This window comes from Mesorhizobium sp. ESP-6-2 (genome assembly GCF_020164675.1).
In the GTDB taxonomy this organism is placed as follows: Bacteria; Pseudomonadota; Alphaproteobacteria; order Rhizobiales; family Rhizobiaceae; genus Mesorhizobium.
Genome location: NZ_JAIUGT010000007.1, coordinates 14,324 through 40,887 on the forward strand (window position 1 = coordinate 14,324; position 26,564 = coordinate 40,887).

Sequence of the window (26,564 nt, forward strand, 5' to 3'; positions counted from 1 at the left end):
GCTCTAGGCTGCTTCAGGTTCCGGCAGGGAAAACGCCCCGCCACCACCTGCCCTCGGCGGGATCGCCGCGCAGACCGGGCTCGGAGGTGGATCGTCATCATCGTCTTCACCTCGGATGCCCGCGATCCAGCGGGACCAACTCCCTCGACGGAAGCGGCCGAAGGAACGCCGCTGGGACCGAGACGCCCCCCTGTGCGGCGGATTCCCTTGCTCGCCCTCATCCAGTGCCTTTAGCGCGCGAAGGATCTCATCCACATTCATGACCGAGCCATCATCCAGCCTGCGCAGCGACGGAGCGTCGTCAACCGCATGCCTGTCCGAGGCCCATGAGGCAAGCAAGGCACGCTTCGCCGCAAGGCTCATGGTTGAGCAGTTGAGGACGTCGCCGGGGCTTTTCGGCAACGACGAGACGTCGATGCGGGTCGGTCTTCTTGCGCCGGTTTGAAGAAAGATATCAGCTTCGCTTGTCATCTCCATTCTCCGCAATCTTGGCTTCCGGGCGTTGCCGGGAGGCGGACCGCAGGTTGTTGACCATGTCTTAGGCCGCCTTGCGCGGCATATCCTGGCTTATTGACTTCGTTGTATTTTGAGGGTCGCAGACGCCAATCTCGATGCGGCGCGGCTTGAGTTCGTCGGGAACCTCACGCACGAGGTCGATGGCGAGCAAACCGCAGTTCAGCGTCGCAGCCTCCACTCTCACGTGGTCGGCCAGCCTGAAGGCCTGTCTGAAATTGCCTATCGCAAGGCCTTGGTGGAGAACTTGCCGCTGCTCTGGATCGGGCTTCTTGCGTCCGGTGACACACAGTTCGGCGCCGTTCTGCACGAGTTCGATCTCGTCCGGGTCGTAGCCTGCTACCGCCATGGTGATGCGGTAGTCGTTCTCACTCTTCTTTTCGATATTGTAGGGGGGCCAGTCCGGGCGAACGCTGCTGTCGAGCATGTCGAAGAGACGATCGAAGCCGACCGTCGTGCGGTAAAGGGGTGCAAAATCCACGCTTCTCATTGCCATATCCTCCGAAAAGCAACATGGGACGCCGCGGATGTCGCGACGCCTTTTTCATCGAGCCGAAGCCTCGACGCGAAACGATCTGGGGACGGCCAAAAATCTCTTCAAGAGGGGTCCCAAAAAAAATTTGTTGCTACGTTTCCGTGCAAGAACAGTGGCTTACGGCATCCTGTGCAGCACCACCCTTTCATTCTCGCAACAGTAGGATCTGCCCGAAGCGGCTGTCCCGAAGACCTCCGGCCATGGTCGGGCGTCGATAGCGAGGGCTCGCTAGAACTGCCTATGCACTCTGGCCGCGCGCGTCCGGTCGAGATGTTGGGGCGAGACCGGCTGCGCCTACGCTTCCTCGGAAACTTCGCTCATCATGGACTTCAGCGGTTCCTCGCCGACATTGTCCTCGATCTGGTCGTGTCCAGGCGTGTCCGGCAGCGCCTTGCGGAAATTCCTCGCATAATCCGGTGGCATCCTCGGCGGCATCATCGGCTCATAGGCGTCCACGACGGCCTCGATGATCACCGGTCCCTGCGTGGCGAAGGCCGCCTCAAGCACGCCCTCGACCTCTTCCGGCCGCGAGACGCTGTAGCCGATGCCGCCCATGGCCTCGGCGGCCATGGCGAAATCGATCGGCTGCAGCTCGCAGCCGAATTGCGGATTGCCAAGGAACATCATCTGCTCCCAAGCGATCTGGTTCAGCATGCCGTTCTTGAGCACGAGGACCTTGAGGGGAATGCCGTGCCGTACCGCGGTCGAGAATTCGCCGAGTTGCATGGCAAGTCCACCATCGCCAACCACCGCGAAGATAGGGCGCTCCGGAAAGGCAATGCCGGCGGCGATCGCATAGGGAAGGCCACAGGCCATCGAGGCGAGCGCGCCAGAAACCCCGAACGCCTGTCCCGCCTTCATGTCGATGTGCCGAGCGGCCATTTCGGTATTCTGTCCTGAATCGGCTGCCAGGATCGCGTTCTCGGGCATACGCCTGCCGAATGCCTTGACCACGAGCTGCGGCTTCAGCGGCACATCCGGCTTGGCTTCGGAAATCGCCATCGCGTCGCGCCAGCGGGTCATTTCCTGCCGCGCCTTCTCCAGGAAGGAGCGGTCGCTCTTGCACTCGAGGCGTTCGTTGAGAAGACGCAAGGTTTCGGCGGCATCGCCTACGAGCCCTGCCTCGACGGGATAGCGCAGGCCGATCCTCTGCGCGTCACGGTCGATCTGGACGCCGCGCGCCTTGCCGGGTTCGGGATAGTATTCGATGTAGGGGAAGGTCGATCCGACAATCAGCAGGGCGTCGCATTCGCTCAGCGCATCCTGCGAGGCGCGGGTGCCGAGAATGCCGATGCCGCCGGTCGTATTCGGATGGTCGTCGGGCAGCACGGCTTTGCCGAGCAGCGCCTTCGCGACGGGTGCCGCCAGCAGGTCCGACGCGTGTTCGAGTTCTTCGCGTGCGGCGAGTGCGCCGCGCCCGGCCAGGATGGCGACCTTTTTTGCCGCGTTGAGAATCTCAACCGCCTGGTCGAGCTGGTCGGCGGCCGGAAGCCGGCTGCCTTCGAACCATCGATCGGGGGTGTGCGAGGGCCGGTTTCGCTTCGAGCGGTCCGCCTCGGGCAACTCGTTTTCCTGTACATCGCTGGCAATCGACAGATGGGCGACGCCGCGCCTGGCAAGGGCCGAGCGGCAGGCGAGACCGGCCAAGTTTTCCATATGGGCGGCATCGGAGACCTGTGCGTTGAAGATCGCGACATCGTTGAAGGCGCGGGTCAGATCGACATCCTGCTGCGTGAAGGTCTCGATGAGGTCGTGAAACTGCATGCCGGTGATGGCGAGCACCGGAGCCTGGTCGAGCTTGGCGTCGTAAAGCCCGGTGAGGAGGTGCGTGCCCCCCGGTCCCGAGGTGGCAAGGCAGACGCCCAGCCTGCCGGTCCATTTGGCATAGGCGCAAGCCATGAAGGCGGCCGATTCCTCGTGCCTGACCTGGATGAACCGGATGCGGTCCTGGCGGGTGCGCAACGCCTCCATGATGCCGTTTATGCCGTCGCCCGGCAGGCCGAAGACGACCTCCACTTTCCAGTTGATCAGGGTGTCGACGAGGATTTCGGCAGCGTTGGGCATGATTGATTTCCTTCATTGAGCAGGCCGGCTTCTCAAAGCCATGTGCTCGAGGGGCGCTTCAGGATTTCGTATCGGGATCGGGGCAGAGCTGCCGTCCGTCCTCGGGCAGCGCCCGCAAAACCTGTCGGCAAAACCATCGGTGGCAGGGAAAGTTTCATGCCCGGGTGAAATTTCTTGGCTCCGGCAGCTCTCTGCCTCCGCGCGGGGCGGTGCACCGTCGTCGTTGTCCATGGATCACGACGGCCGGAGCGTCCGCAACGTGATCGAATAGCGATGCTCTTTCACCGGCGGTATGCTGTGCTCCCACTCGGTCCGGGCGGCCCCAGCCATCAGATATGCGGACCTCGGCTCGACCGTAACGGTTTCGCGGTCCCATTTCGCACCGTTCCTGCGGCGCAGGCGGAAACTGCAAGCAGCCAACAGCGACACTCCGGCGACAATGCCGAAGTGCGGCTTGTCGCGATGCCATCCGATGCCGGCGCCCGGCCGATATTCGTTGATGAGGACCTGCACGAAATCGGTGGCAGGCAGGCCGGCAAAGCCGGCGACCTTGTCCCTCAAGGGCAGCAAGAAACCTGGTATGGGCGGCGCCTCCATCACTTGGCGCCGCTCATAGTCGTAGCGCAGGCCGAAGCCTGCCACGCGCCTGTTGGCGAGATAGCCGTGGAAATCGAATGGCTGGAAGGACAGGCTCTCGAGCTCCCGCACCAGTTCAGCTTCCTGCGCCGGCGTGATCAGTTCGGGCAGGTAACGAAATCCTTCCGGCAAGCTGTCGGGCGCACCAAAGAGGTCGTCCTGGCGACGGTCCGTGGGATTGCTGGATCCGGGCGATGGCATCGCCTTTAGATGGTGAAATCCGCGGCTGAAGCAAGATTTCACCGGCCAGCCGCGTGGGGCGGCTCGCATTTCATGGGAACCTCGACTTCGCTGTCGGATTATTCAAGGCGGGCGGCACGCATCGTATTTCAACCAGCTTTGCCAAGGAGAAACTCGTGCGGGCAATGCGTAGCCAGCCTGAACAAGGAGAGCTCGATCTTATCGACCGTTATTGGCGGGCGGCGAATTTTCTGTCGGTCGGGCAGATCTATCTCATCGACAATCCGCTGCTGAAAGAGCCGTTGCGGCCGGAGCACATCAAACCTCGCCTGCTTGGCCACTGGGGGACCACGCCTGGCCTGAATTTCATCTACGCCCATCTCAACCGCGTCATCCGACAGCGGGATGCCGACGTTATCTACATCTGTGGCCCAGGCCATGGCGGACCGGGAATGGTCGCCAACACCTATCTCGAAGGGACCTACAGCGAAATCTATCCCGAGGTCAGCCGCGACGAGGATGGGCTGCGCAAGCTCTTTCGCCAATTCTCCTTTCCGGGCGGCATCCCGAGCCATGCGGCCGCGGAAACGCCAGGGTCGATCCACGAGGGCGGCGAACTCGGCTATGCGCTGGCTCACGCCTATGGCGCCGCGTTCGACAACCCGGACCTCGTCGTGGCCTGCGTGATCGGCGACGGCGAGGCGGAAACGGGGGCGCTGGCAGCCTCCTGGCATTCGAACAAATTCCTCAATCCGGTCCATGACGGCGCTGTCCTGCCGATCCTTCATCTCAACGGCTACAAGATCGCGAATCCGACGGTGCTCGCCCGGATCGAGGTGCAAGAGTTGCGGAGCCTGCTGGCTGGATATGGCTATGAACCTTTTTTCGTCGAAGGCGACGAACCCCGGGCGATGCACCGGCTGATGGCCGAAACGCTCGATACGGTCTTCGATCGGATCGATGAAATCCAGAAGGAAGCGCGCGAGACCGGCAGAGTGGACCATCGTCCCCGCTGGCCGATGATCGTGCTGAGAAGCCCGAAGGGCTGGACCGGCCCGAAGGAGCTGGATGGCAAGAAGGTCGAGGGTTTCTGGCGCGCGCACCAGGTGCCGATCACCGACCCGCGAAACGATGCAGGCCATCTCGCAGCTCTGGAAAATTGGATGCGCGGCTATCGGCCCGAGACGCTTTTCGATGAAGCGGGCAGGTTTCGAAACGAGCTACAGGCCCTGGCGCCGGACGGCGAGCGGCGCATGGGCAGCAATCCACATGCCAATGGAGGGATGCTCAAGCAAGAGTTGCGATTGCCGGATTTCCGCCACTTCGGAGTCGCGGTCCCGAAACCCGGCGGCGCAAGGGGCGAGGCGACGAAGCTCATGGGAGCGTTCATCGAGGAGGTCATACGGCTGAATGCCGATGCCCGCAATTTCAGGCTCATGGGGCCGGACGAAACATCGTCCAACAGGCTGGATGCGGTGTTCGACGCGACCGAGCGCGTCTGGATGGAAAAGATCGAGCCTTATGACGTGCATCTGGCGCGCGACGGCCGCGTCATGGAGGTGCTGAGCGAACATCTTTGCCAAGGCTGGCTGGAAGGATACCTGCTGACCGGCCGGCACGGCCTCTTCTCATGCTACGAGGCGTTCATCCACATAGTCGATTCCATGTTCAACCAGCATGCCAAATGGCTGAAGGTCTCGCGTGAACTTGTCTGGCGGCGGCCGATCGCGTCGCTCAACTATCTGTTGACCTCCCATGTGTGGAGGCAGGACCACAATGGTTTCAGCCACCAGGATCCCGGCTTCGTCGATCTCGTCGCCAACAAGAAGGCGGATATCGTGCGCATCTACTTCCCGCCGGATGCCAATACGCTGCTCTGGGTCACGGATCACTGCCTGCGAACCTACAATCGGGTCAACGTAATCGTTGCCGGCAAGCAGCCGGCTCCCCAGTGGCTGCCGATGGACGACGCCATACGTCATTGCGAGGCCGGCATCGGGATCTGGGATTGGGCGGGAACCGAGCGTGGAGGAGAGGATCCCGACGTGGTGATGGCCTGCGCGGGAGACGTGCCGACGCTGGAGACACTCGCCGCTGTCGACCTTCTTCGCCGGGCGATACCGGATCTCGCGATACGCGTCGTCAATGTGATGGATCTGATGGCGCTGCAGCCCAAGGAACAGCATCCCCACGGCCTGGCGGACGCGGAATTCGACAGGCTGTTCACGACCGGCAGACCGGTGGTCTTCGCCTATCACGGCTATCCCTATCTCATTCACCGGTTGACCTACAAACGGGCCAATCACGACAACTTCCACGTTCGCGGCTACAAAGAAGAAGGCACGACGACCACGCCCTTCGACATGGCGGTGCTCAACGAACTGGACCGCTTCCACCTAGCCATCGAGGCGATCGATCGGGTGCCGGGGCTGAGCGCCAGGGCAGCCGATGCGAGGGCCCGATTTGCCGACGGCTTGAACGAGCACACGCGTTATGTTCGCCAACATGGTGAGGACATGCCCGAGATCCGGAACTGGGCCTGGCGCGACAGGGCGGGCGCGGCGGATGATTGAGGCCGCGCCCGCCGGGGAGCGCCGCCAGTGACCGGCGCAATACTCGCCCTCAATGCGGGTTCGTCGAGCCTGAAGTTCGGCCTGTTCGAAGCCGGATCACAGGAGGGACCGGTGCTCACGGTGAGCGGTGCGTTCGAAGACCTGGATGACGAGCCAAGCCTCGTCGCCAAGGATGCGTCGGGCAAATCCATCGTCAAGCGCTCCGTCAAGCCCGCCCACCCGCCCGTAGAGGTTCTCCTGCGGGACTTGTTCGATGTCCTCGATCCATATCTTGCGCAGGCTCCGCTGAGCGCGGTCGGCCATCGCATCGTCCACGGCGGCGAGCGGTTTTCGGCTCCGGTCCTGCTGACCGGCGAGATCGTCGAGGCGCTCGACTCGCTGACGCCGATGGCACCCCTCCACCAGCCGGCCGGCCTGGCGCCGGTTCGCGCAATCTCCAAACTGCTGCCCGGCCTGCCCCAGATCGGTTGCTTCGACACCGCCTTTCACCGCACGCTGGAGCCGCCCGTCAACCGCTATGCGCTTCCGCGCAAGTTCGAGGAAAGCGGGATCCGCCGTTACGGCTTCCACGGCCTTTCCTACGAATTCGTCGCAGGCCAGCTGCCGGCGCTTTCGCCCGGACTCCGGGGCAAGCGTTGCGTGGTCGCGCATCTCGGCAGCGGATGCAGCCTGTGCGCGATGCGCGAAGGCAGAAGTCTCGACACCACCATGGGGTTCACCGCGCTTGACGGGTTGATGATGGCGACGCGGCCGGGCGCCATCGACCCCGGCGTGCTTCTCTACCTTCAGCAGGCGCGCGGCATGTCCGTGAAAGAGTTGGAGACCTTGCTCTACCACAAGTCCGGCCTGCTCGGCGTTTCGGGAGTGTCGGCAGATGTGCGGACCTTGCTTGGCAGCAAGGATCCTCGTGCGGCAGAGGCGATCGATCTCTTCACGTTTCGGATCGCCCGCGAGATCGGGGCGATGGGAGCCACGCTCCAGGGCTTCGAGGCGCTAGTGTTCACGGGAGGGATCGGAGAGCATTCCTGGCAGATCCGTGAAGCGGTTTGCGAGCGCCTGCGATGGCTGGACGTGTTGCTCGACGCGAATGCAAACCGGTCGGGAAAAGGGCGGATCACCGGCGAGGGCAGCGCGGTGGAGGTTTATGCAATCGCCACTAACGAAGAATTGATCATCGCCCGCCAGGTGCTGGCGACCGTGCCGATCTGACCGCTGAACTCGGTCCGCGGCGACCCGCCGGGACCATCAGGCAGGAACCTCCGGGCCTGGGGATTGTTTATCGGCCAATAAAGAGTTGATATGGAAGGACTTCCTCATGGCAAGGGAGAATCCGGCTTCCACGGCCAGCATCGCCGGCCACCCCATCCATCCGATGCTCGTGCCCATTCCTATCGCCTGCTTCGTTGGCGCTTTGCTGACGGACCTGAACTACTGGCGGACGGCGGAGATGATGTGGGCGAATTTCTCGGCCTGGCTGCTGACGGTCGGCGTGATCGTGGGCGTGCTGGCCGCCATTGCCGGCCTCACCGACTTTCTGGGCGATAGCCGGGTGCGCGCACATAAAACCGCGTGGCTGCACATGCTGGGCAATGCGCTAGCGGTCATACTCTCGTTCTTCAACATGCTCATCCATACCCGTGATGCCTGGACCTCGGTGATGCCGACAGGCCTGATCCTGTCGGCGCTGGTGGTACTCATCCTGATATTCACCGGCTGGCTGGGCTGGGCCCTTGTCTACCGCCACCACGTAGGAGTGGCCGATGAAACCGTTTGACCCATCCGGCAAGCGAAGCGCTTATGGTGCCGGGCTTGTGCTCCTTTGCGTTGCGACGCTCGGCGCCGCGGGCTGCAGCGACGACGCCGCCGACCCAAGCACTCAGATCGGCCCCAACCCGAATTTGCCGGAGATACAACAATATCTGTTTCCCCCGATGCATCTTGCATCCGTCGTCGGCTGGAAAAAGGACGAAACGCCGAAGGTAGCGCAAGGCCTGCGGATCCATGCGCTGGCCACCGGGCTTCAGCATCCGCGCTCGCTCTACGTCCTGCCGAATGGCGATATGCTGGTCGTCGAATCCAAGGCCCCGCCGGAACCATCAGCCAACCGGCCGAAGGATCTGGTGATGGGCTTCATCGAATCGCTCGTCACGTCGGGCGGCGACACAGGACCGAGCAACCGCATCACCTTGCTGCGTGACAGCAATGGCGACGGCGTGCCGGACGTCCGGGACGTGTTCCTCGATCATCTGAATTCGCCCTTCGGCGTCGCCCTGGTGGGAAACGACCTCTACGTCGCCAACACCGACGCGATCATGCGCTACCCCTACAAGCCAGGCGACACCAAGATCACCGCGCCGGGCGTCAGGTTGACGGAATTGCCGGGCGGTCCGATCGATCATCATTGGACCAAAAGCCTCGTCGCCAGTCCGGACGGTTCGTTGCTCTATGTCGGCGTCGGGTCGAACAGCAACATTACCGAAAACGGCATCGGCGCGGAAAAGGACCGTGCCGCGATCTGGGAGGTGGACAGGGCCACCGGGCGATCGCGTATTTTTGCCAGCGGATTGCGCAATCCGAACGGCTTGAGCTTCGAGCCGCAGACGGGAGCACTCTGGACCGTCGTCAACGAGCGCGACGAACTTGGGCCAAATCTAGTGCCGGACTACATGACCTCGGTGAAGGATGGCGGCTTTTACGGCTGGCCGTACAGCTATTACGGCCAGCATGTCGATCCCCGGGTAATGCCGCAGCGCCCGGATCTGGTCGCCAAGGCGATCGTTCCCGATTATGCGCTGAGTTCGCATGTGGCACCGTTGGGCATGGCTTTCTACACCGGAACCAGCCTGCCGCAGACATATCGGGGCGGCGCCTTTGTCGGCGAGCACGGCAGCTGGGACCGGCCCGGGCTGAATGGCTACAAAGTCGTCTTCGTGCCATTCAGCGGCGGCCGTCCGAGCGGCATGGCTCAAGACGTCGTCACAGGCTTCCTCAACGGCCAGGAAGAGGCGCGCGGGCGGCCCGTCGGCGTCGCCATCGACAAAACCGGAGCGCTGCTGATCGCCGACGATGTCGGAAACACCGTATGGCGTGTCACGCCCGCGGGGTAATGCCCACTGCTTCAGGCATGTTGCTCACACGCCGGTCTCCTGACGGCCCGATGGTCACGAAATATTACGTGAGGGAACGTCCGCGCTGAAATCCGCATTTTCCGGGGGAGACGACGCTCGTCTCGAACTTGGACTGAAAGGAGAATTAGCATGCCCAATCAAGGTGGTAGCCACGAGCAACACGTGAAGGCGGGCCAACAGAGCCACAAAAACACGGAAAACAAAAACCGCCAGCAGCAACAGGCCGCGGGCAACAATGAGCGGCAACAGGGTGACGGCTCCAACATGCGGGGCGGCACGCACGAACAACATGTCAAAGCCGGCCAGCAGAGCCACAAAAATCGCTAGCCGCGCATCGAAATCGTAAGCCGCACATCATGACATCGAGAGGGCCCATCCCGAGGAATCGGGGTGGGCCTATGTCTGCCGACCTCAATCCGCGGGAGCGGTGTAACGGCGGCCGATGGCTTCGGCGATGGCGGCGCGGCTTTCCTTCATGTCCGTGCCGATGTCCGCTTCTATGTCGGCAACCTCGTCGGCGAGGTTCTTGTCCTTGATCTTGCTGCGGAACCAGTCCGAATAATCGCCGGCGCGCAGGTGATGTTCCCAGGTGCGGTCGTCGATGCCTTCGGCGATGTGAAGAAACATCATCAGGTTCTGCGCTTTCAGGTTAAGCGCTCCGTCCGGACCCCGGAAGTAGAAGCTGTTGTCGCCAAGGTCGCCCTCGGCATATTTGCGCATATGCCGCTTGCGAACCTGGCGAGGCCGTTCGACCCTCACCGTCCTGATCGGCTCGCCCGAGGATCGCTTCCAGAACAGGACTTCGTCCTTGGGAGGCGGCACGGCGCCCTCGGGAACGTCGATGCCGACCGCGGCACAGAAGCTCGCGACGATCTTGTCGGCTTTCGGCCCAAGCGCCAAAACGGTTTCGACGCCGGCCAGGACGTCGCGCGAGACCAGATCGGGGTGCACCGTGATCAGGATGGTCGCGGGAAGGCTCTTGGGCAGCGCGAACGAAGCGCCGTCGCGGGCCCGCGGCAAAAGATGATGCGCTTCATCGATGATCAGCCAATGCGGCCGGCCGGTCCGCGCGCGAATGCTGGCCATGTCCGGCAGCAGCTTGGCGAAATTGCCCGGCCGTTCGGCGGTCTTCAGTCCCAGCATGTTGACCGCGACATTATTCGTTGGCTTGGACAGAAGATCAAAGATCTCACGCGAGATCGGCGGGGTCTTGGCGTCCCCAACCACCACCACGTCTTCGAGTTCCTGATAGTCGCCTTCGGGGTCGAGAACGCAAAACTGGAAACCGTTCTCGACAAAGCGCTCGGTCAGGGCCGTGGCAAGCGTGGACTTGCCGATCCCGGACGTGCCGACCAGCAGGACACCGCCGTGATGCGGTGAAAGATGCACCCGCGCGCCCGATTTGTCGGTTCCCACTTCGACGTGTTGGCGAGCCGTCTCCACGAAGCCGGCATCGCGCGATATGAGTTGCTCGATCAGCTCCACCACCCCGGCTCCCCGAGGGCTGGCGGTTACGAAGTCGGCCGTCTCCTTCACTGTAGGCAAGGCGTTGGCCACCGCAACGCCGAAGCCGACAGCGCGCAGGAATGCATGATCGTTCTCGGCATCGCCGACGCCAACGACATTGTGGGCGGAAAACCCCAATTCCTCGAGCGCGCAGGCAAGCCCGGTGGCCTTGTTGACCCCGCTTGGCAACACCATCACCGCGCCCTTGTTGAAGATGATCTCGAGCTCAAGTCCGAGTTCCTTGATCTCCGACAGCACGGCGGCTTCCTGTGGTTCCCAGGTGGCCACGACGCAGCGTCCGACCGACAGTGGCGCGACCCCGCGGCGCTTGAGCCGGTCGACGAATTCGGCCGGAGGCGCCGGCGCCAAAAGCCGTTCCTTCTTCGAAGCGGGCGTATAGAGCAGCGCACCGTTTTCCGCGACCACCCTGTCGAAGATGTCGAGCGCCGGAAAGACCCGCTCGAGATCGGCAAGCTCGCGGCCGGTTACCATGATCAGCTTGCGGCCCGTCTGCTTCAGTCGTTCGAGCGCAGCATAGGTCTCATCGGAGACGACCCCGTCTTCGGCCAGCGTGCCGTCATAGTCTGTCGCTAGGGCAAGAACATACATCCTGGATATCGTCTGCGCTTGAAACCAGACACCCCGATCGCCCGAAGGCAGCTTCGGCTGGTCCGGGCTAACGATGCCGAATGGCGATGGTTCCATGCAGGGAAACGGCCCATGCAATGATATTGAAACCCAGGACTCCGCGATAATTTTGCCCGTCGCGCCCGATTTCGTTCAGGCCGCAACGCGACCGTGGCGGAACCAGGCAGGGTTCCCGCTGTTAACAACGCGGGCGATCAATCGGTTGCCGATGTGTGGGAGCCATGCGTGCCATGATCAACGATCCGCTGCCGGGAACTGTTCCGGCATCCCTTCCCACAATTGACGCAAAGGCCGCCCCGACGCTCAAGAACGCCGAGGCGGAGGTGTTCTATACCGAAGCCATTCGCGAACTCGCCGCCACCGACATTCCTTTCCTTGTCGCCGGAACCTATGCGGTAAGCGCCTACACCGGCGTCATCCGTCAGACCAAGGACCTCGATATCTTCTGCAAGGCAGGCGACTACGCACGCATCCTGGCTCATTTCAAACAGCTCGGCTACGCGGTCGAGATCGAGGACGACCGATGGCTTGGAAAGGTCTTCAAGGGTACGCATTTCTTCGACATCATATTCGCCTCCGCGAACGGAACGGTGCCGGTAAGCGACCAGTGGCTGGAGCATGCCCGCCAAACCGAACTGTTGGGAAGCCGGGTGAGGATCATCAGCCCGACCGAGCTCATATGGTCCAAATGCTTCATCCAGGACAGAGGGCGTCATGATGGGGCCGACATCGCCCACACGATCCTCAAGGCGCAGGACCAGATCGACTGGCACAGGCTTCTGTCCTACCTGGAAGTCCACTGGGAAGTGCTGCTGATGCAGCTTCTCAGTTTCAGATGGATCTATCCGAGCGAGCGTGACCGCATCCCCGCGTGGCTGCTTGACGAACTGCTCGACCGTCTTGCCAAGCAACGTCAATTGCCTTCCCCCAGAATGAAGATCTGCCGCGGCCGCCTGCTTTCGCAAACCGACTACGAAATCGACGTCAAGGAATGGGGTTTTGCCGGCGTCGGCGGTACAGGAGAATTGCGCGATGGCTGAACGGGCCGAAAACGCTGTGGCGATGGATAGCACCACTACACTCAAGGTGGCAGCCGTTGGCGACCTGCATGTGAAGGAGGACGTCCAGACGTCGTATCGCGATCTCTTCGGCGAGATGTCACGCGAGGCCGATATCCTCGTCCTTCCAGGCGATCTGACCAATCTGGGCAAGCCCCGCGAGGCCGAGATCCTCGCCGAAGACCTGCGCGCCTGTTCCATCCCGGTGGTCGGCGTGCTCGGCAACCACGATTATGAATCCGGAGCGGTCGAGGACGTCGCGGAAATCCTGCGTCAAGCGGGCGTCCATCTCCTCGACGGGCAGACGACGGAAATAGAGGAGGTCGGCTTCGTCGGCGTGAAGGGGTTCGTCGGAGGGTTTGGGTCACGCATGCTCGGCTCCTTCGGCGAGCCGGCCATCAAGTCAATGGTCGCCGAGAGCGTCAGCGAGGCGATGCGGCTTGAGAACGCGATGCGCCAGGTTCGCGCAAAACGCACGCTTGTCATTTTGCACTACGCTCCGATCGTCGAGACCATCGCCGGCGAGCCCTTGGAGATATTTCCATTTCTGGGCTCGTCGCGGCTGGCGGAAACGATCGACCGGTTCCAGGTCAGTGCTGTCGTGCACGGCCATGCGCATCGGGGAAGCTATGAGGGCCGCACGCCGGGCGGGGCGAGGGTCTACAACGTCGCCATGCACGTCTCCAAACCGACCGGCCGACCATATGCCTTGCTTGAAATCTGACGGAGTCGGGACGCCGTCCCGACGATCAGCTTACCGCCTTGATCGATTTTGCCAGTTCTTCGAGCTTGTGCGGATCGTTGCCGTGACGGCGCACGAGCTCGCGTGCCTGATTGGACGGCAGATCGGCTGTTGCCGCCAACTGCCGGACCTGTTCACTGTCGACCGCGACCTGCGGCAAGTTGCTGCCGGAAATTCTCTCGTCACCAGCCATCGTCTTCCTCCTCGATCGATTGTCGAAACAACGGATTGGAAAACCGTCCGGTTCCGAAAGACGCGGCTGAAGTCGACCGCGGATGCGATCGGCAGCGCGTCACCTCCATGGAACAAATGACGCCGGCCAGGAGTTGCGTCCCGAATGAAGGGAGGTGATCCCGTGCCAAACCCACGAAAACCAGATCCTAATCGCGACGTGCCGATGCCGGCGCCGACCTGGAAGCCGGAACCGATCGAGGAGCCTGATCCGGAGCAACTTCCGGACGAGACGCCTTTGCCCAATCCCGACGAGAACGAAGAGTCGCCGATGCATGCCGGGAGCCGCGTCGTCCGACCGTGCGACGCGTGAGATCCTGATCCCGGGTGGCAATGGAATGTCTCGTGCCGACTCCATCGTGCCTTCATCGTGGTCCACTGCAACTACGGCAAGCGGCGCATCAGTAAAGGAGAACATCATGAAAGTTGGCAACTGCATGACGCAAGGCGTTCAGGTCGCCAGTCCGGACCAGACCCTACGGGAGGCCGCCGCCGCCATGGCCAGCCTCGATGCCGGCGCTCTGCCCGTAGGCGAGGACGACCGACTGGTCGGGATGATTACCGATCGCGACATCGCCGTCCGTGGCGTCGCCCAGGGCAGGGGGCCTGATACCCGGGTGCGCGAAGTGATGAGTGCCGAGATCAGGTACTGTTATGACGACGAGGAGATCGAAGACGTGCTCCAGCAGATGGGGGACCTTCAGGTTAGGCGGCTGCCGGTGATCAACCGTGAAAAACGGCTGGTTGGCATCATCTCGCTTGGCGATCTCACGAAGAATGGCGAGGCCGCGCGAGCCGGTGAAGCGCTGAACGGCATCTCACAGCCAGGCGGCGCGCATTCGCAGACGGCACACTGACCATCGATAACATGGCGAGAGTCGCTGCCCGCGTGCCGCGGGCGGCGACCGCGGTTCAGCGATCGATCTCTCCAAAGACGATGTCGAGGGAGCCGATGATCGCCGAGACGTCGGCGATCATATGCCCCCGGGACAGATAGTCCATCGCCTGCAGATGCGCGAAGGACGGCGCGCGAATCTTGCATCGGTAAGGAACATTGCCCCCATCCGAAACCAGATAGACGCCGAACTCGCCTTTCGGCGCCTCGACGGCGGCATAGACCTCGCCCTCGGGCACGTGATGGCCTTCCGTGTAAAGCTTGAAATGGTGAATGGTCGCTTCCATGGAGCGTTTCATCTCCGCGCGGCGTGGCGGCGTGATCTTCCGGTTGGGAATTGCGACCGGTCCCTGGCCTTGCGGCGACCGCAGCATGTCAAGACATTGCCTCATGATCCGGACCGACTGGCGCATCTCCTCCATTCGTACGAGGTAGCGGTCATAGCAATCGCCGTTCTTGCCGATGGGAATATCGAAATCCATCTGCGGGTAGCATTCGTAAGGCTGCGCCTTGCGCAAATCCCATGCCGCGCCCGATCCCCGCACCATTACGCCGGAAAATCCCCAAGCCCAGGCATCGTCGAGACCGATGACGCCGACGTCGACATTGCGTTGCTTGAAAATGCGGTTTTCGGTGAGCAGCTCTTCTAGATTGTCGCAGACTTTGAGGAACGGATCGCAGAAATCCCAGATGTCGTCCAACAGGTCCGGTGGAAGATCCTGGTGCACGCCGCCGATCCTGAAATAGTTGGCATGCATGCGGGCGCCGGACGCGCGTTCATAAAACACCATCAGTTTTTCGCGTTCGGCGAAACCCCACAGCGGCGGCGTAAGGGCGCCGATATCCATCGCCTGCGTGGTGACATTGAGCAGATGCGACAGCAGCCGGCCGATCTCGCAATACAGCACGCGGATGAGCTGGCCGCGCTGTGGAACCGAGATCTGGAGCAGCTTCTCCGCCGCCAGGCAGAAGGCGTGCTCCTGATTCATCGGCGCCACATAGTCAAGCCTGTCGAAATAGGGCAGGGCCTGCAGGTAGTTCTTGTACTCGATCAACTTCTCCGTGCCTCGGTGCAGCAGCCCGATATGCGGATCGACGCGTTCGACGACTTCGCCATCGAGTTCGAGCACCAGCCGCAGGACGCCATGCGCCGCAGGGTGCTGCGGTCCGAAGTTTATCGTGAAATTGCGGACCGTCGCGTCAGCCATGACGCCCTCCTTCGACCTTTGCCGCCTGGCTGCGGACCTGGGACATCCGCCCCGGCATCGGGTGCTGACCCATGCCGTCAGGTCGTGGTCTGGATGATCAGCGTCAGCGTGCCGTTGCCGTCAATGTTGGCCGCCACCACTTCGGAGGCATCAAGCCCATTCGCGGCCAGCACCGACGAGGCTTCAGGCGATGCGCTGACCGAGCTCTGCAGGACGTGAAGGTCTTCCTGGCTGGTCTGGGCAACCACGGTCTCGACCTTGGCCTTGAGGTCGGGGGGCAAGTCCGCCAATGCGACGATGGCTACGTTGGTGAATGTCTGTCCGGTGATGCCCTGGTCGGGACCGGTCTGATCAGGCACGGCTTCCGGTGCTGGTGCGGCTGGGGGAAGAGGCGCGTTTTGGGACTGTGCATGGGCAGGCAAAGCCGAAGCGAACGCCGCCAGGATGATGATCGTCTTGTTCATGATGTTTCCTTCCTTGTTCGAGGAGGATCGATCGGGATGCCGCGCGACAGGAACTGCCGAATGCAGCTATCGCCTCGAACAGCGTTGCGTGTTCAAAGCGCGAAGCCCGGATTTGTTCCGGCTCCAGCCTCAAACCGTTCGATGTCGTAGCGCGGACTGATCCGAGCCAGTATCTCGACGGACGGTTTGGCCGCATCGGGCTGTTTCCAGCTCAGCTCGAAGGAGAATATGAAACGGCCGCGCTCGATGTCGTGCTGCATTCCGAGAAAGCGCCAGCGATAGCCCAGCGGTTGAACCAATGGATCGAGGTCAGGCGGAACGCCGTTCGCCGACGAGATCGTCAGGATCGCATGATGGGTTCGTGGAATCCACAGATCGACCTGCTTCAGCACCTGAAGCGTTATCAAAGTCAAAACCGTCCCCGCTGTGCCAAGTGCCAGTTGCCCACCGCCGAAGGCGAGGCCGATTGCGGTCATGACCCACAAGGTGGCGGCCGTGGTGACACCTGTCACGAAGTCGCCGCGGCGAAGAATGGCTCCGCCGCCAATAAAGCCGACGCCCGTCAGCACGCCCAGCGGAAAACGCAGCACGTCCATCACACTGAACGAATCCGCATCCTTGCCACCCACCTCAAGCAGGATATTGGCCTGCATCATCGCGATGGCGGCCGCCAGGCCGACGAGGATGGTGGTTCTGAGCCCGGCGGTGTGGCCGCGGGCTTCCCTGTTCAGTCCGATGATCACGCCGGCAATAAAAGCAAGAGCCAGGCGCAGGGCGAGGTCGGTCAAGGTTGGATGAAGCGGCATGGTCATGGCGAGGACGACTCACGCAATGGGCTCGTTCTCCAACACCGCGGAGCGTTCGATGGTTCCCACGGTGGAAGGTGAAGCATCTTGTCGGGTTTCAGGCAACCCACGACGTCCCGGCGCGTTTGGCACAGAACGCACTCGGGAGATCTTTCCATGCCGCTCACCGCCTTCGCGCTCAATTGCACCTTGAAGGCCTCCGACGACGCCGAGAGATCGTCCACGGACCGCCTGCTGGCGGATCTCCTGGCGGCAATGGTGCCGCATGGGGTCCGCGGCGAGATTGTTCGCGCCCTCGACCATGACATCAAACCCGGCGTGCTGTCGGACATGGGCGAGGGAGATGGTTGGCCGCAGCTCCGCAGGAAGATCCTCGACGCCGACATCTTCGTGCTGGGCCTGCCCATTTGGCTCGGCCAGCCGTCGAGTGTCGCCAAGCGCGTCCTGGAACGAATGGATGCGTTTCTATCGGAGACCGACAAACAAGGCCGGATGCCGGCCGCTGGCAAGGTCGCGATCGTGGCGATCGTTGGCAATGAAGACGGCGCCCATGCCTGCCATGCAGCGTGCTTTCAGGCGCTAAACGACGTCGGCTTCACGATTCCTGCCAATGGCGGCGTGTATTGGGTTGGGCAGGCTATGGGCGACGTCAACTATGTCGACCTGCCCGGAACGCCGGAAGCCGTGGTCGAGATGATCGAAATGACGGCTTCGAATGCGGCCCATCTGGCTACCGTGCTGAAGGAAAGGCAGTATCCCGGCGTGAGAAAGTGAAGAGATTTTCGTGGCGGCTTCTCCATTCACGGAGTGTCTGTTGGCCCTGACGCCATCGGCCACTCGATGGTCGGTTGGCGTCCTCTTGTCTCACGTCTCGTCAAAAGGTCCGGCCCGCCTGGCCAGATCGCGCGATATGGCACCTTCCTCTTCGTCGTCGGGCAACGCCTCGTCGCTGTTCTGGTAGGCGTTGTCATCGTCCTCCTCCGGCAGGTCCCCTTCCTTCTCGACGTCGACGACAGCGTCGACATTGTCGGACACCTTATCTGGAAGAACCCTGCCGCCCTTGATTGCATCCCAGTCTGTCTGCTGGATTGCCGGGGCTTCAGTTTCGTCCCGTTGTTCGGATCGTTGCTTCTTGCGCGGTTCCATCTCATGTCTCCGATATGAACGGGGTGCCTCATGTGGCCCCTTTGTCGCCAGTGCGTCGCTTTCCGCCGTCGGCTATCCTGATGGGTCGTGGAATGGGAAAGGCTAACGGATAACCGCCAACCCCGGCCTGTGGTTCCTCTCAGTGGGATCGGTTGGTGTTCCGCCGCGGGCCTGGGATGCAGCATCGCGGGGTGGGCCGCCGCATTCGCGCAACCAATCCCGCATTACCTCGTTTTGCCTTTGAGACCGGCCCTTGATCGAACTGTACCGATTGGAAACCTCAGAGACACTCAAATGAACCCCTCAGCCGAGCCCCGATCACCGTCGGGAAACAATCTCCATATTCAGCCTTTCCATGGAACGGTGACCGTCAGATTCTCCGACGCCATCATCGCCTCCACCGAACATGCACTGCAGGTCCAGGAAAGGGGAAGGGATGCTGTGTTCTACATCCCGTTCCAGGATATCTATTTCGACCTGCTCGAGAAAACCGATACCACCTCGATATCGCCAAAAGGCACTGCGAGCTATTGGCGCGTGCATGCCGTTGGCGGATCGGCGGATGATTTCATGTGGGCGTATGAAGAGCCGGAGGCGCCTGTCCGGATGCTTGCTCGCCACGCTGCCTTCGATCCCGGCAAGGCTCGCATAGACGCCGATCCCGCTGAAGACGAGCGCCACACGCCTCACATCGTGGAATAGCAGGGCAGCGGCCCAGGTCGCCTTCACGCTGCGCTGTCTTCGTCGAGAATGCGCAGGCCCTCTTCAAATTTCGCGATGGGAATCCCGGCCTGCCGCGCTTGCCATAGGTTGTCGGCCAGATCGGCACGCTTGACCGGCCGCGCCAGAGGATTTGACGCAGCCCGGCGCACGAAAGCGATTTCATTCTCGCCACGCCTCTTCGTCAGCGCATCGACCGCGGCGACAATCGAGGGACCAAAGCCTGCGGATTTCAGCCTCGTCCTTGTCCAGCCCTCCCCTTTTTCGAGGACGTCATGCAGATAAGCCACGATCTTCTGGTCAAGGGTTTCGACCGCGTCGACCACGCGCCTGCAGTGTTCGATATAGGGTTGCCCGGTCTTGTCGGTCTGCGATCGATGCGCGTCCTCGGCAATCTTGGCCGCCCGGTAGAGCATGCTCATTGCCAGCCTCCCTTCATTCGATCTGTTCGAAGCGGCATTGCCGCGGCGCCTTGTCCGGCCGCCATCGCAACAGTTTGGTTCCATGGCGAAACCGATTGCCGGTGACATGATCGAAACGGACTTCGACAACCAACTCCGGCAGCACGGGCTCCCATTCCCCGCTGCGCTCGGTGCTCCAGCGGCTCGGCCCACCGGGAGCCTTGCCGGTGAAGCCGGGTCCGCCTCGCAGTTTCTCGAGCTTCGCGGTAATTTCCGTCCTGTCGTCCTTGCCCATCGTCGACGTGAACCCGACATGGTCGAGCTTGCCGTGGTCGTCATAGAGTCCGAGGAGCAGGGATCCGACTTGGCTGCTGCCCGTCAGGTAGCGGAACCCGCCGACGACACAGTCCGCCGTGCGCAGCCGCTTGACCTTGATCATAGCGCGCTCGCCCGGCCGATAGGGGTCCGTCAGCAGTTTGGCGACAACTCCATCGGTGGAGCCGTGGCCGGACTCGCCCAGCCAGCGTCTGGCGGTGGTCACGTCGGTGGTGCGCGGCGACAACCGCAACGAGGAAACGCCCGACCTCGTGACGAAGCGCTCGAGCGCGGCCCGTCGTTCCGTCAAGCTCTTGTCGAGCATGATCCCGCCATCCGGATCGGCGAGAATGTCGAACAGGACGAGATGGGCCGGGGTCTGCGCGCTCAGCATGCGAATCCTGCTTTCAGCAGGGTGAAGCCGCATCTGCAGGGCCTCGAAGGAGGGATCGCCATTCACTTCGATGACGATCTCGCCGTCGACAACGAAAGACTGAGTATCGAGATCGCGCAACAGTGTCGTTATTTCCGGAAAATACCGGCCGAGCGGCTTGCCGGACTTGGCCCTGAGATCGACGCTTGCGGCGCCTTTGAAGGCCAGGCAGCGGAATCCGTCCCACTTCGGCTCGTACTGCCAGAGACCGTCGTCGCCCGGCAGCGCGTCGGCCGCCTTGGCCTCCATGGGGCGGGTATCCAAAGGCAGTGGAAAAGCAGCGGCCACGGCCTCTACCACCGCTCTTCGGCGTCGTGGTGCGGCAGGTCCACACCGCAGCATGTCCATCCGAGCCGTTGCGCGGATCCGTAGTTGTACCGTGGCTCGAGATCGGCGGGATCGTCGAAGGTTCCGACATGCAGGGCGATTTCATCCGGCGATGCATCGTAGGCCAACGCGATGGGCGATCCGCAGTCGCGGCAGAAGCTTCTTTGTGCGATGGGTGATGACCTGCGGCAGAAAGGCTTGTTGGAAAGCCATTGCAAGCTGGCTGATGGTACCCACGCCAGGACTGCAAACGCACTGCCGGTCGAGCGTCGGCACATGTCGCAGTGGCAATAGTGAGCGCGCGGGTTGGAGATGGTGCGATAGCGGACATTGCCGCACAGGCATCCCCCGGTTCGTTCTCTCGTTTCTTGCTGCGCGACCATTGGCCGATCTCTCGAACCTCGATGCTGGTCAACGTTCCACCGATGATGTGGTTTCCGAAAGCCCGAGGGGAACGAGTTTCGTTGCCTCGCGTTTGGTCGGCACTCGAGAAACTGGGGACTAGCGCAAGGATGTCGACTTGAACGGAACCCCTATCCGGCTGGCATGTGCGTTCAGGTATCTGTCCATGGCTGCTCTGTGCCGGCTCGACGCCGAAGACGACAAAGCGGGTCGCTGCTGATGTCGGTTCCGGGTCTGGCATATGGACCTCTGGGCGATCATTGCGCCCATCTGTGTGTCGACATGCAGCGGCTGTTCGCCGAGCCGTCGGAGTGGGCGACGCCCTGGATCACCCGTGTCCTTCCCCGGATCGTCAGCCTTGCCGAAAGATATCCTTCACAAACGATCTTCACGCGCTTCCTTCCGGCGCGAAGCCCGGGGCAGGGCGCCGGCACCTGGAAGCGGTACTATGAACGCTGGGCATCGATGACCATCGACAGGATCGGCGAGGAGATGATCGAACTCCTGCCGCCGCTGGCGGCATGCTGCCCGCCGGCGATCGTCGTCGACAAGCATATCTACTCACCGTGGCCCGAAGGGCATCTGCACGCGCTGCTTTCATCTCGCCGGATCGACACTCTGGTCATTACCGGCGGCGAGACCGACGTCTGCGTTCTGGCGACGGTGCTTGGCGCGATCGACATCGGCTACCGCGTGGTTCTGGTGACGGATGCCCTGTGCAGCTCTTCGGATGCAACACACGACGCGCTGATGACCGTCTATCATCAGCGGTTCGCGCAGCAGGTCGAGACGGTCGAGATGGAGACGGTTCTTTCCAGCTGGACCTGATGTCGAAGCAATGGCCAGATCAGGCGCTCAGGTCGATCAAGGCGATGCCGAGATCGGCGTGTTTCCTGCGGCGCAGATGAGCGGGGGACTCGACCAGTGTGACCTCCAGCGTCGGTCGCACGACGCCGCCCAGCAGATGTCCGCCCCGCGTCGCTCCGTCGCTCAGTCCGAGCACGGCATGCAAGTGGAGGCTGGGCTTGCCGTCATCGCCCACGGCAATATCGCCGATCGCGCTGAGAACCTCGCACTGTTCGTTGACCGGTATCTTGCGATAGTCCTTTGCCTCGAAGTCGAACCAGCCGACGGCTGCTCGCTCGAACGCGCCGAGTGCCGTCAGCGATGCGCCGTCGATCTGTTCTTCGCTGGCAAAGGCAGTGAGCGCGCCAATCGCCTCCTCGCCAGGCTCCAGCACCACCACGAAGGTCCTCTGTCCCGCGACTTTCGAAACCAGTTTCGATTTCATTGCCGTCGTCCTGTAGCCAAGGCGCAGAAACCTTGGCGGTGAATTTTCAGGCCGGCCCACTTATTTGAACGAACCGTTCGCGTCCTTGTTCCATATTGCGGCAGGCTTGCGGCGTCGAAGCGATCGGCTAATATCCGAACGCCTACCCCTCAGCCTTGAAGTTCTTGGCTTCCTTTTTCACCTCTTTCCTGTCGTTGTTGTGCTTGCGGATGAGATCTTTCGCCTGCTTGGGCGAAACGTCGGTCGTTTCGGCCAGATGCACGGCTTCGCGATCTTCGTCCTGTGGCCGGATCTTTTCCTTGGCCATCGGTCTGTCTCCTTTTTTCCGTGTCATGGGACGTAACCAGACAAGCGCCGCCCGGTTCCATGAAACTGCCCTGCTCAAGGGAGCGCCTGCCTCGGCAGAAGCTATTTCGCGGAGGAACTCGACTTGGGGGAGCGCAGCAAAAGTGCGAGCGGCACGAGAAGGGCGGTCGCGATCGCCGAGTAGCGAAACAAGTCCACGTAAGCCAGAAGCGTCGCCTGCCGGCCTATCGTCTGGCCAATCCAGCCGACCGCCTGGACTTTCGCCTCGACCGCGGGCGAGCCCTGAGCGACGAAATAGTCCGTCATGCGCCGAAGCATCAGCTGATAGACAGGCGAGGACTGCGCCGTGTTGCCGATCAGATGGGTCTGATGCAGTTGCGCGTTCTGCGCCACGACGGTGTTGGAGAGCGATACGCCGACGCTGCCGCCGATATTGCGTGCGACATTGATCAGCGCAGAGGCCTGGTTGGTCTTTTGCGGCGGTAGGCCGACATAGGCCGCCGTCGAAATGGGGATGAACAGGAAGGGAAGCCCTACCGTGATGAAAATGCGGGCATAGGTGAAATAGCTGAAACCGGCATCCGGCGACAGTGAGGTCAGATGCCACAACCCGACGGCAACCGCCGACATGCCGATCATGATCAGGTATTTCGGCTGCACGAAGCCGGAGGCGAAGCCGGAAATCGGCATCAGCATCAGCATGGCGATGCCGCCGGGCATCATCGAAAGCCCCGAAAGCGTCGCGGTGTAGTCGAAGGTGGTCTGCTGGAGCTGCGGCAATATCTGCGTGGTGCTGAACAGCACCGCGCCGACCGCCAACATCACCAGAAAAGATGTGCCGAACTGGCGGGTGAAAACCAGCCGCATGTCGACGATCGGATCGCGATGGCGAAACTCCCAGGGGATCAGGAAAAGGAAAGAGACGGCCGAGATCACGGCGAATGTCGTGATGAAGCCCGACGCAAACCAGTCGTTGCGCTGGCCCTCGTCAAGGAAGATCTCAAGGGATCCGAGCGCCAGCACGACGAAGATGAAGCCGACCCAGTCGATCTTCAGGCCACCCTTCAGCCTCTCCCGGCGCTCGCGCTCCAGCACGTCGGGTTCGACCAGCAGCCATTGCACAAGGGCCAACGACATGATGCCGAACGGCACGTTGATGAAGAAGATCCAGTGCCAGGAGAAATGATCGGTCAGCCAGCCGCCGATGGTCGGCCCGACCGTCGGCGCCACAATCACGGCGATGCCGTAGAGGGCAAAGGCCTGCGAGCGTTTTTCGGGCGGGAAAGTATCGGCGAGGATCGACTGCTCGCTGGGCGCCATCCCGCCGCCGCCCAGTCCCTGAAGGATGCGAAACAGGATCAGCATTTTCAGGTTCGGCGCCAGGCCGCAGAGCAGCGAGGCGAGCGTGAAGGTGGCGACGCAGATCATGTAATAGCGTTTGCGACCGATCACGCCGGCGAGCCAGCCGCTGATCGGGATGACGACGGAATTGGCGACCAGATAGGTGGTGATGATCCAGGTGCTTTCGTCCATCCCGGCCGCGAGGCTGCCCGCTATGTTGCGCAGCGCCACATTGGCAATGGAGGTATCGAGCACCAGCATGAAGGTGGCGATGGAGACGACGATGGCGATAAGCCAGGGATTGCGCCCGCCGGCGGCGGACCGGCTTTCGCCGGCTTGCTGCACGGTCGCCTGGCCAGTCATCGCACCTTGACCGTCGGCACCACGGACATGCCGGGTCCGAGCAGCAAGCCGGTCTTCTTGTCGAATACGATCTTTACGGGCACGCGCTGCACCACCTTGACGAAATTGCCGGTCGCGTTCTCCGCGGGCAACAGGCTGAAAGCGGTTCCGCTGCCGGCCTGGATGCTGTCGACGTGGCCCCTGAAGGTCTGCTCCGGATAGGCGTCGATATTGATCTCGACGGGCTGGCCAGGCCGCATAAGGTCGAGTTGTGTTTCCTTGAAGTTGGCCTTCACCCACACGTCCTCGGGCACGAACATCATCAGCACTTGCCCTGGTTGGGCATAGGCGCCCACGGCGGCGGATATGTTCGTTGCCCGTCCGGCCACCGGAGCGGTGATCGAGGTACGGGAAAGCGCGGTGCGGGCCTGCTCTTCGCTGGCATGGGCCTGGTCGAGTTTTGCCGCGGCGCTCTTGCGCTGGGCCTCAAGGACGGCGACTTGTCTCTGTGCCGCCACGACATTCGCCTGCGCGCTGTCGAGCGTCGCCTGGGCCTGGCGAAGGGTCGAGGCAGCCTGTTGCGCCTGCTGCAGCGTTCCGGTTCCCTGGGCGAGCAATTCGCTGTTGCGCTGATTTTCGGCCTTGGCGAAATCAAGTGCTGCCCGGCCTTGCGACACCTGCTTTTCGGCCTGGTCCACCTTGGCCTGCTGCGCTTCGATCTGGGCTGCAATGTCGGCGGTTTCGGCGTCGGCCTGCGCCACCTGCGCCTGAGCCTGCTTGAGGGACGCCTGATAATCCCTGTCGTCGATGCGCAGCAGGACGTCGCCGGCCTTTACGCTCTGATTGTCGGTCACCGCCACATCGGTGATGCGGCCGGCGATTTCGGCGCCTATGGTTACGGTGCGGGCGTCGATGAAGGCGTCATCGGTCCATTCATACTGTCGCGCCTGGAGCCACCAGATTATCGCTGCGGCCGCTGCCAGCAGCAGAATAAGGACGACCGCCGCGGTGACGTAGGGGTGCCGCCTGAGCGAGCCGAACAGGCCCTCTTTTTTCCCGGGGGAAGCATCGGGGTCCTGTTTCGCTTGTGGGCGCGACGAGGCGCCCTTCGGTCGTGAATCGGGGCGCCGCTTTGTTTGAGGTCTTTCGTCGACTGGTGCGACGTCTGGAGAGTTCGTGTCCACGTTAGCAGTCCGCAGTAGGGTTTTGGTGCGGCAAAAGCCGCGTACTGGAAGGACGTAAATCAACGGATCCGCGTCCGAGAAAGTTCCTGTTTCAGATCGAGTGTTTGTGGCCGGCCCGCGCTAAGCGAAGCGCAGCAGCACCGCCACCAGGACGATGCCGACAAGTCCCACAATGAAGATGATACGGCGCGTTCGCGTTCGCAGGATAATCTCGCCTTGCCGCGCATCCTCTGCGGAAAAGACAGGCCCCTCCTTGTCGGGATCGTTGCTCATGAGCTGCTCCTTCCGACTAATTTGGAGTGTCTCAAGCAGTTAAACCCTGCTCATCCCGGCAAGGTTCCCCAGAAATCGTGGGGGCTGGCGGCCGTTCTCAACTCACCATTTTGTGAGCATTCCGCGTTGACGGAACCTTTGTCACTTCGCCGCCGTTAGGCGCTCGATCCAAAAGCTTGTTCCAAGCGAAAAATCGGCGAGGATGCCGCAGGTCTTTTCCAGCAACGCCAATGGGATTGCCCGCTTCTTTCTGTGGGGTGTTTGCTGTTTCGCGCTTCTGGCGGCCGTCGGCGGCACGGCGTTTTTGCGTTCAGGGTTCGTTACCGGCGTGGGGCAACCCGTGGCCCAGGCCGTTCCCTTCAGCCACAAGCATCATGTCGGCGATATCGGACTGGACTGTCGTTATTGCCACAACGGGGTCGAGACGTCAGCCTCGGCGGGACTGCCGGCAACGGAAGTGTGCATGACCTGTCATTCGCAACTCTTCACCAATGCCGAGATGTTGGCGCCGGTGCGCGCAAGTCTCGCTTCGGGACAGCCGCTGCAATGGCAGCGGGTCAATGCGGTGCCGGATTTCGTTTACTTCAACCACTCCATCCATATCGCCAAGGGCGTCGCATGCGAGACCTGCCATGGCGCGGTCGACGAGATGCCGCTGACGCGACGGGCGCATTCATTGTCGATGGAATGGTGCCTTGGCTGCCACCGCGACCCAGGTCCCAATCTTCGCCCGCCGCGGGACGTTTTCCTGATGCACTGGAAGCCGCCTGACGACATCGAGCAGATCCGGCATTCCCTGATCAGCGTGCTCGACATTCATCCCGAGACCATGACGGATTGCTATGTCTGCCACCGTTGACCGAAATCCGGCTTTCGATCTTGAGGCATTGCGGCTC

Annotated in this window: 30 protein-coding genes; 12 read left to right on the top strand and 18 right to left on the bottom strand. The window is 62.1% G+C overall.

Annotation, left to right across the window (positions count from 1 at the left end; all coding sequences use genetic code 11):
- Positions 1 to 3: 3 nt before the first annotated feature.
- From LB532_RS18765 to LB532_RS18780, 4 genes are all read right to left on the bottom strand, one after another.
- Positions 4 to 471: a hypothetical protein gene (locus tag LB532_RS18765; protein WP_140641472.1), complete on the bottom strand. Its 468-nt coding sequence runs from the start codon at positions 469 to 471 to the stop codon at positions 4 to 6.
- 67 nt (positions 472 to 538) lie between these two features.
- Positions 539 to 1,003 carry an Hsp20 family protein gene (locus LB532_RS18770; RefSeq protein WP_140641470.1) on the bottom strand — a complete coding sequence of 155 codons (465 nt, stop codon included), beginning with the start codon at positions 1,001 to 1,003 and terminating at the stop codon, positions 539 to 541.
- Positions 1,004 to 1,342: 339 nt separating this feature from the next.
- Positions 1,343 to 3,112 carry a thiamine pyrophosphate-dependent enzyme gene (locus LB532_RS18775; RefSeq protein ID WP_140641468.1) on the bottom strand — a complete coding sequence of 590 codons (1,770 nt, stop codon included), beginning with the start codon at positions 3,110 to 3,112 and terminating at the stop codon, positions 1,343 to 1,345.
- A 234-nt stretch (positions 3,113 to 3,346) separates the two neighbouring features.
- Positions 3,347 to 3,949 (bottom strand): alpha-ketoglutarate-dependent dioxygenase AlkB, encoded by a 603-nt coding sequence (locus LB532_RS18780; protein ID WP_140641466.1) that lies wholly within the window; start codon positions 3,947 to 3,949, stop codon positions 3,347 to 3,349.
- Between the two features lie 164 nt (positions 3,950 to 4,113).
- Between LB532_RS18780 and LB532_RS18785 the strand changes: the two genes are divergently transcribed.
- From LB532_RS18785 to LB532_RS18805, 5 genes are all read left to right on the top strand, one after another.
- Complete coding sequence (locus LB532_RS18785) at positions 4,114 to 6,501, top strand: phosphoketolase (RefSeq protein WP_140641464.1); 2,388 nt, start codon at positions 4,114 to 4,116, stop codon at positions 6,499 to 6,501.
- Between the two features lie 27 nt (positions 6,502 to 6,528).
- Complete coding sequence (locus tag LB532_RS18790) at positions 6,529 to 7,710, top strand: acetate/propionate family kinase (RefSeq protein ID WP_224557064.1); 1,182 nt, start codon at positions 6,529 to 6,531, stop codon at positions 7,708 to 7,710.
- A gap of 106 nt (positions 7,711 to 7,816) precedes the next feature.
- Positions 7,817 to 8,275 (top strand): DUF2231 domain-containing protein, encoded by a 459-nt coding sequence (locus tag LB532_RS18795; protein WP_140639835.1) that lies wholly within the window; start codon positions 7,817 to 7,819, stop codon positions 8,273 to 8,275.
- A complete protein-coding gene (locus LB532_RS18800) occupies positions 8,262 to 9,608 on the top strand; it encodes a PQQ-dependent sugar dehydrogenase (protein WP_140639834.1) in 1,347 nt (448 codons plus the stop codon). Before LB532_RS18795 ends, LB532_RS18800 begins: the two co-directional genes overlap by 14 nt.
- 150 nt (positions 9,609 to 9,758) lie before the next feature.
- On the top strand, positions 9,759 to 9,956 hold the full coding sequence (locus LB532_RS18805) for a hypothetical protein (RefSeq protein ID WP_140639833.1): 198 nt from the start codon (positions 9,759 to 9,761) through the stop codon (positions 9,954 to 9,956).
- Positions 9,957 to 10,040: 84 nt separating this feature from the next.
- On the opposite strand, the gene LB532_RS18810 is transcribed toward LB532_RS18805, so the two are convergent.
- Positions 10,041 to 11,744, bottom strand: a complete 1,704-nt coding sequence (locus LB532_RS18810) for an HAD family hydrolase (RefSeq protein WP_224557065.1) — start codon at positions 11,742 to 11,744, stop codon at positions 10,041 to 10,043.
- 269 nt (positions 11,745 to 12,013) lie between these two features.
- Between LB532_RS18810 and LB532_RS18815 the strand changes: the two genes are divergently transcribed.
- Positions 12,014 to 12,823, top strand: a complete 810-nt coding sequence (locus tag LB532_RS18815; RefSeq protein ID WP_140639832.1) for a nucleotidyltransferase family protein — start codon at positions 12,014 to 12,016, stop codon at positions 12,821 to 12,823.
- Positions 12,816 to 13,565: a metallophosphoesterase gene (locus LB532_RS18820; RefSeq protein WP_140639831.1), complete on the top strand. Its 750-nt coding sequence runs from the start codon at positions 12,816 to 12,818 to the stop codon at positions 13,563 to 13,565. The genes LB532_RS18815 and LB532_RS18820 overlap by 8 nt, the downstream gene beginning before the upstream one ends.
- A 25-nt stretch (positions 13,566 to 13,590) precedes the next feature.
- Here LB532_RS18820 and LB532_RS18825 read toward each other — a convergent pair whose 3' ends face one another.
- Complete coding sequence (locus LB532_RS18825) at positions 13,591 to 13,776, bottom strand: hypothetical protein (protein ID WP_140549729.1); 186 nt, start codon at positions 13,774 to 13,776, stop codon at positions 13,591 to 13,593.
- 457 nt (positions 13,777 to 14,233) lie between these two features.
- Here LB532_RS18825 and LB532_RS18835 point away from each other — a divergent pair, with 457 nt between their 5' ends.
- Positions 14,234 to 14,671, top strand: a complete 438-nt coding sequence (locus LB532_RS18835; RefSeq protein WP_140639829.1) for a CBS domain-containing protein — start codon at positions 14,234 to 14,236, stop codon at positions 14,669 to 14,671.
- Between the two features lie 55 nt (positions 14,672 to 14,726).
- Here LB532_RS18835 and LB532_RS18840 read toward each other — a convergent pair whose 3' ends face one another.
- The 3 genes from LB532_RS18840 to LB532_RS18850 all read right to left on the bottom strand — a co-directional run bounded on the left by LB532_RS18840 (position 14,727) and on the right by LB532_RS18850 (position 17,193).
- Entirely contained in the window at positions 14,727 to 15,917 is a 1,191-nt protein-coding gene (locus tag LB532_RS18840) for an NADH-quinone oxidoreductase subunit D (RefSeq protein WP_140639828.1), read from the bottom strand.
- A gap of 77 nt (positions 15,918 to 15,994) precedes the next feature.
- A complete protein-coding gene (locus LB532_RS18845; protein ID WP_140639827.1) occupies positions 15,995 to 16,381 on the bottom strand; it encodes a hypothetical protein in 387 nt (128 codons plus the stop codon).
- A gap of 92 nt (positions 16,382 to 16,473) precedes the next feature.
- Positions 16,474 to 17,193 (bottom strand): MgtC/SapB family protein, encoded by a 720-nt coding sequence (locus LB532_RS18850; protein WP_318011227.1) that lies wholly within the window; start codon positions 17,191 to 17,193, stop codon positions 16,474 to 16,476.
- A gap of 150 nt (positions 17,194 to 17,343) precedes the next feature.
- Here LB532_RS18850 and LB532_RS18855 point away from each other — a divergent pair, with 150 nt between their 5' ends.
- Positions 17,344 to 17,961, top strand: a complete 618-nt coding sequence (locus LB532_RS18855; protein ID WP_140639826.1) for a flavodoxin family protein — start codon at positions 17,344 to 17,346, stop codon at positions 17,959 to 17,961.
- A 90-nt stretch (positions 17,962 to 18,051) separates the two neighbouring features.
- Here the strand turns inward: LB532_RS18855 and LB532_RS18860 are convergent, their stop codons facing one another.
- Positions 18,052 to 18,333, bottom strand: a complete 282-nt coding sequence (locus tag LB532_RS18860) for a hypothetical protein (RefSeq protein WP_140639825.1) — start codon at positions 18,331 to 18,333, stop codon at positions 18,052 to 18,054.
- A gap of 363 nt (positions 18,334 to 18,696) precedes the next feature.
- On the opposite strand from LB532_RS18860, the gene LB532_RS18865 reads away from it, so the two are divergent.
- Entirely contained in the window at positions 18,697 to 19,035 is a 339-nt protein-coding gene (locus LB532_RS18865; protein WP_318011228.1) for a DUF427 domain-containing protein, read from the top strand.
- A 23-nt stretch (positions 19,036 to 19,058) separates the two neighbouring features.
- Here the strand turns inward: LB532_RS18865 and LB532_RS18870 are convergent, their stop codons facing one another.
- The 3 genes from LB532_RS18870 to LB532_RS18880 are packed head-to-tail and all read right to left on the bottom strand — an operon-like array spanning position 19,059 to position 20,912.
- Entirely contained in the window at positions 19,059 to 19,475 is a 417-nt protein-coding gene (locus LB532_RS18870) for an HD domain-containing protein (protein ID WP_140639823.1), read from the bottom strand.
- Positions 19,476 to 19,488: 13 nt separating this feature from the next.
- Positions 19,489 to 20,544 carry an ATP-dependent DNA ligase gene (locus LB532_RS18875; RefSeq protein ID WP_140639822.1) on the bottom strand — a complete coding sequence of 352 codons (1,056 nt, stop codon included), beginning with the start codon at positions 20,542 to 20,544 and terminating at the stop codon, positions 19,489 to 19,491.
- Positions 20,496 to 20,912: a GFA family protein gene (locus LB532_RS18880; protein WP_140639821.1), complete on the bottom strand. Its 417-nt coding sequence runs from the start codon at positions 20,910 to 20,912 to the stop codon at positions 20,496 to 20,498. The genes LB532_RS18875 and LB532_RS18880 overlap by 49 nt, the downstream gene beginning before the upstream one ends.
- Before the next feature lie 238 nt (positions 20,913 to 21,150).
- Between LB532_RS18880 and LB532_RS18885 the strand changes: the two genes are divergently transcribed.
- Positions 21,151 to 21,759 (top strand): cysteine hydrolase family protein, encoded by a 609-nt coding sequence (locus LB532_RS18885; protein WP_140639820.1) that lies wholly within the window; start codon positions 21,151 to 21,153, stop codon positions 21,757 to 21,759.
- A gap of 19 nt (positions 21,760 to 21,778) precedes the next feature.
- On the opposite strand, the gene LB532_RS18890 is transcribed toward LB532_RS18885, so the two are convergent.
- From LB532_RS18890 to LB532_RS18910, 5 genes are all read right to left on the bottom strand, one after another.
- Entirely contained in the window at positions 21,779 to 22,222 is a 444-nt protein-coding gene (locus tag LB532_RS18890) for a PPC domain-containing DNA-binding protein (protein WP_140639819.1), read from the bottom strand.
- A 142-nt stretch (positions 22,223 to 22,364) separates the two neighbouring features.
- Positions 22,365 to 22,529, bottom strand: a complete 165-nt coding sequence (locus LB532_RS18895; protein ID WP_181169370.1) for a hypothetical protein — start codon at positions 22,527 to 22,529, stop codon at positions 22,365 to 22,367.
- Between the two features lie 101 nt (positions 22,530 to 22,630).
- On the bottom strand, positions 22,631 to 24,232 hold the full coding sequence (locus LB532_RS18900; RefSeq protein ID WP_140639818.1) for a DHA2 family efflux MFS transporter permease subunit: 1,602 nt from the start codon (positions 24,230 to 24,232) through the stop codon (positions 22,631 to 22,633).
- Complete coding sequence (locus tag LB532_RS18905; protein WP_140639817.1) at positions 24,229 to 25,395, bottom strand: HlyD family secretion protein; 1,167 nt, start codon at positions 25,393 to 25,395, stop codon at positions 24,229 to 24,231. Before LB532_RS18905 ends, LB532_RS18900 begins: the two co-directional genes overlap by 4 nt.
- Before the next feature lie 120 nt (positions 25,396 to 25,515).
- Complete coding sequence (locus tag LB532_RS18910) at positions 25,516 to 25,668, bottom strand: peptide ABC transporter permease (RefSeq protein ID WP_140639816.1); 153 nt, start codon at positions 25,666 to 25,668, stop codon at positions 25,516 to 25,518.
- A 202-nt stretch (positions 25,669 to 25,870) separates the two neighbouring features.
- On the opposite strand from LB532_RS18910, the gene LB532_RS18915 reads away from it, so the two are divergent.
- Positions 25,871 to 26,527 (top strand): cytochrome c3 family protein, encoded by a 657-nt coding sequence (locus LB532_RS18915; RefSeq protein ID WP_140639815.1) that lies wholly within the window; start codon positions 25,871 to 25,873, stop codon positions 26,525 to 26,527.
- Positions 26,528 to 26,564: the final 37 nt, after the last annotated feature.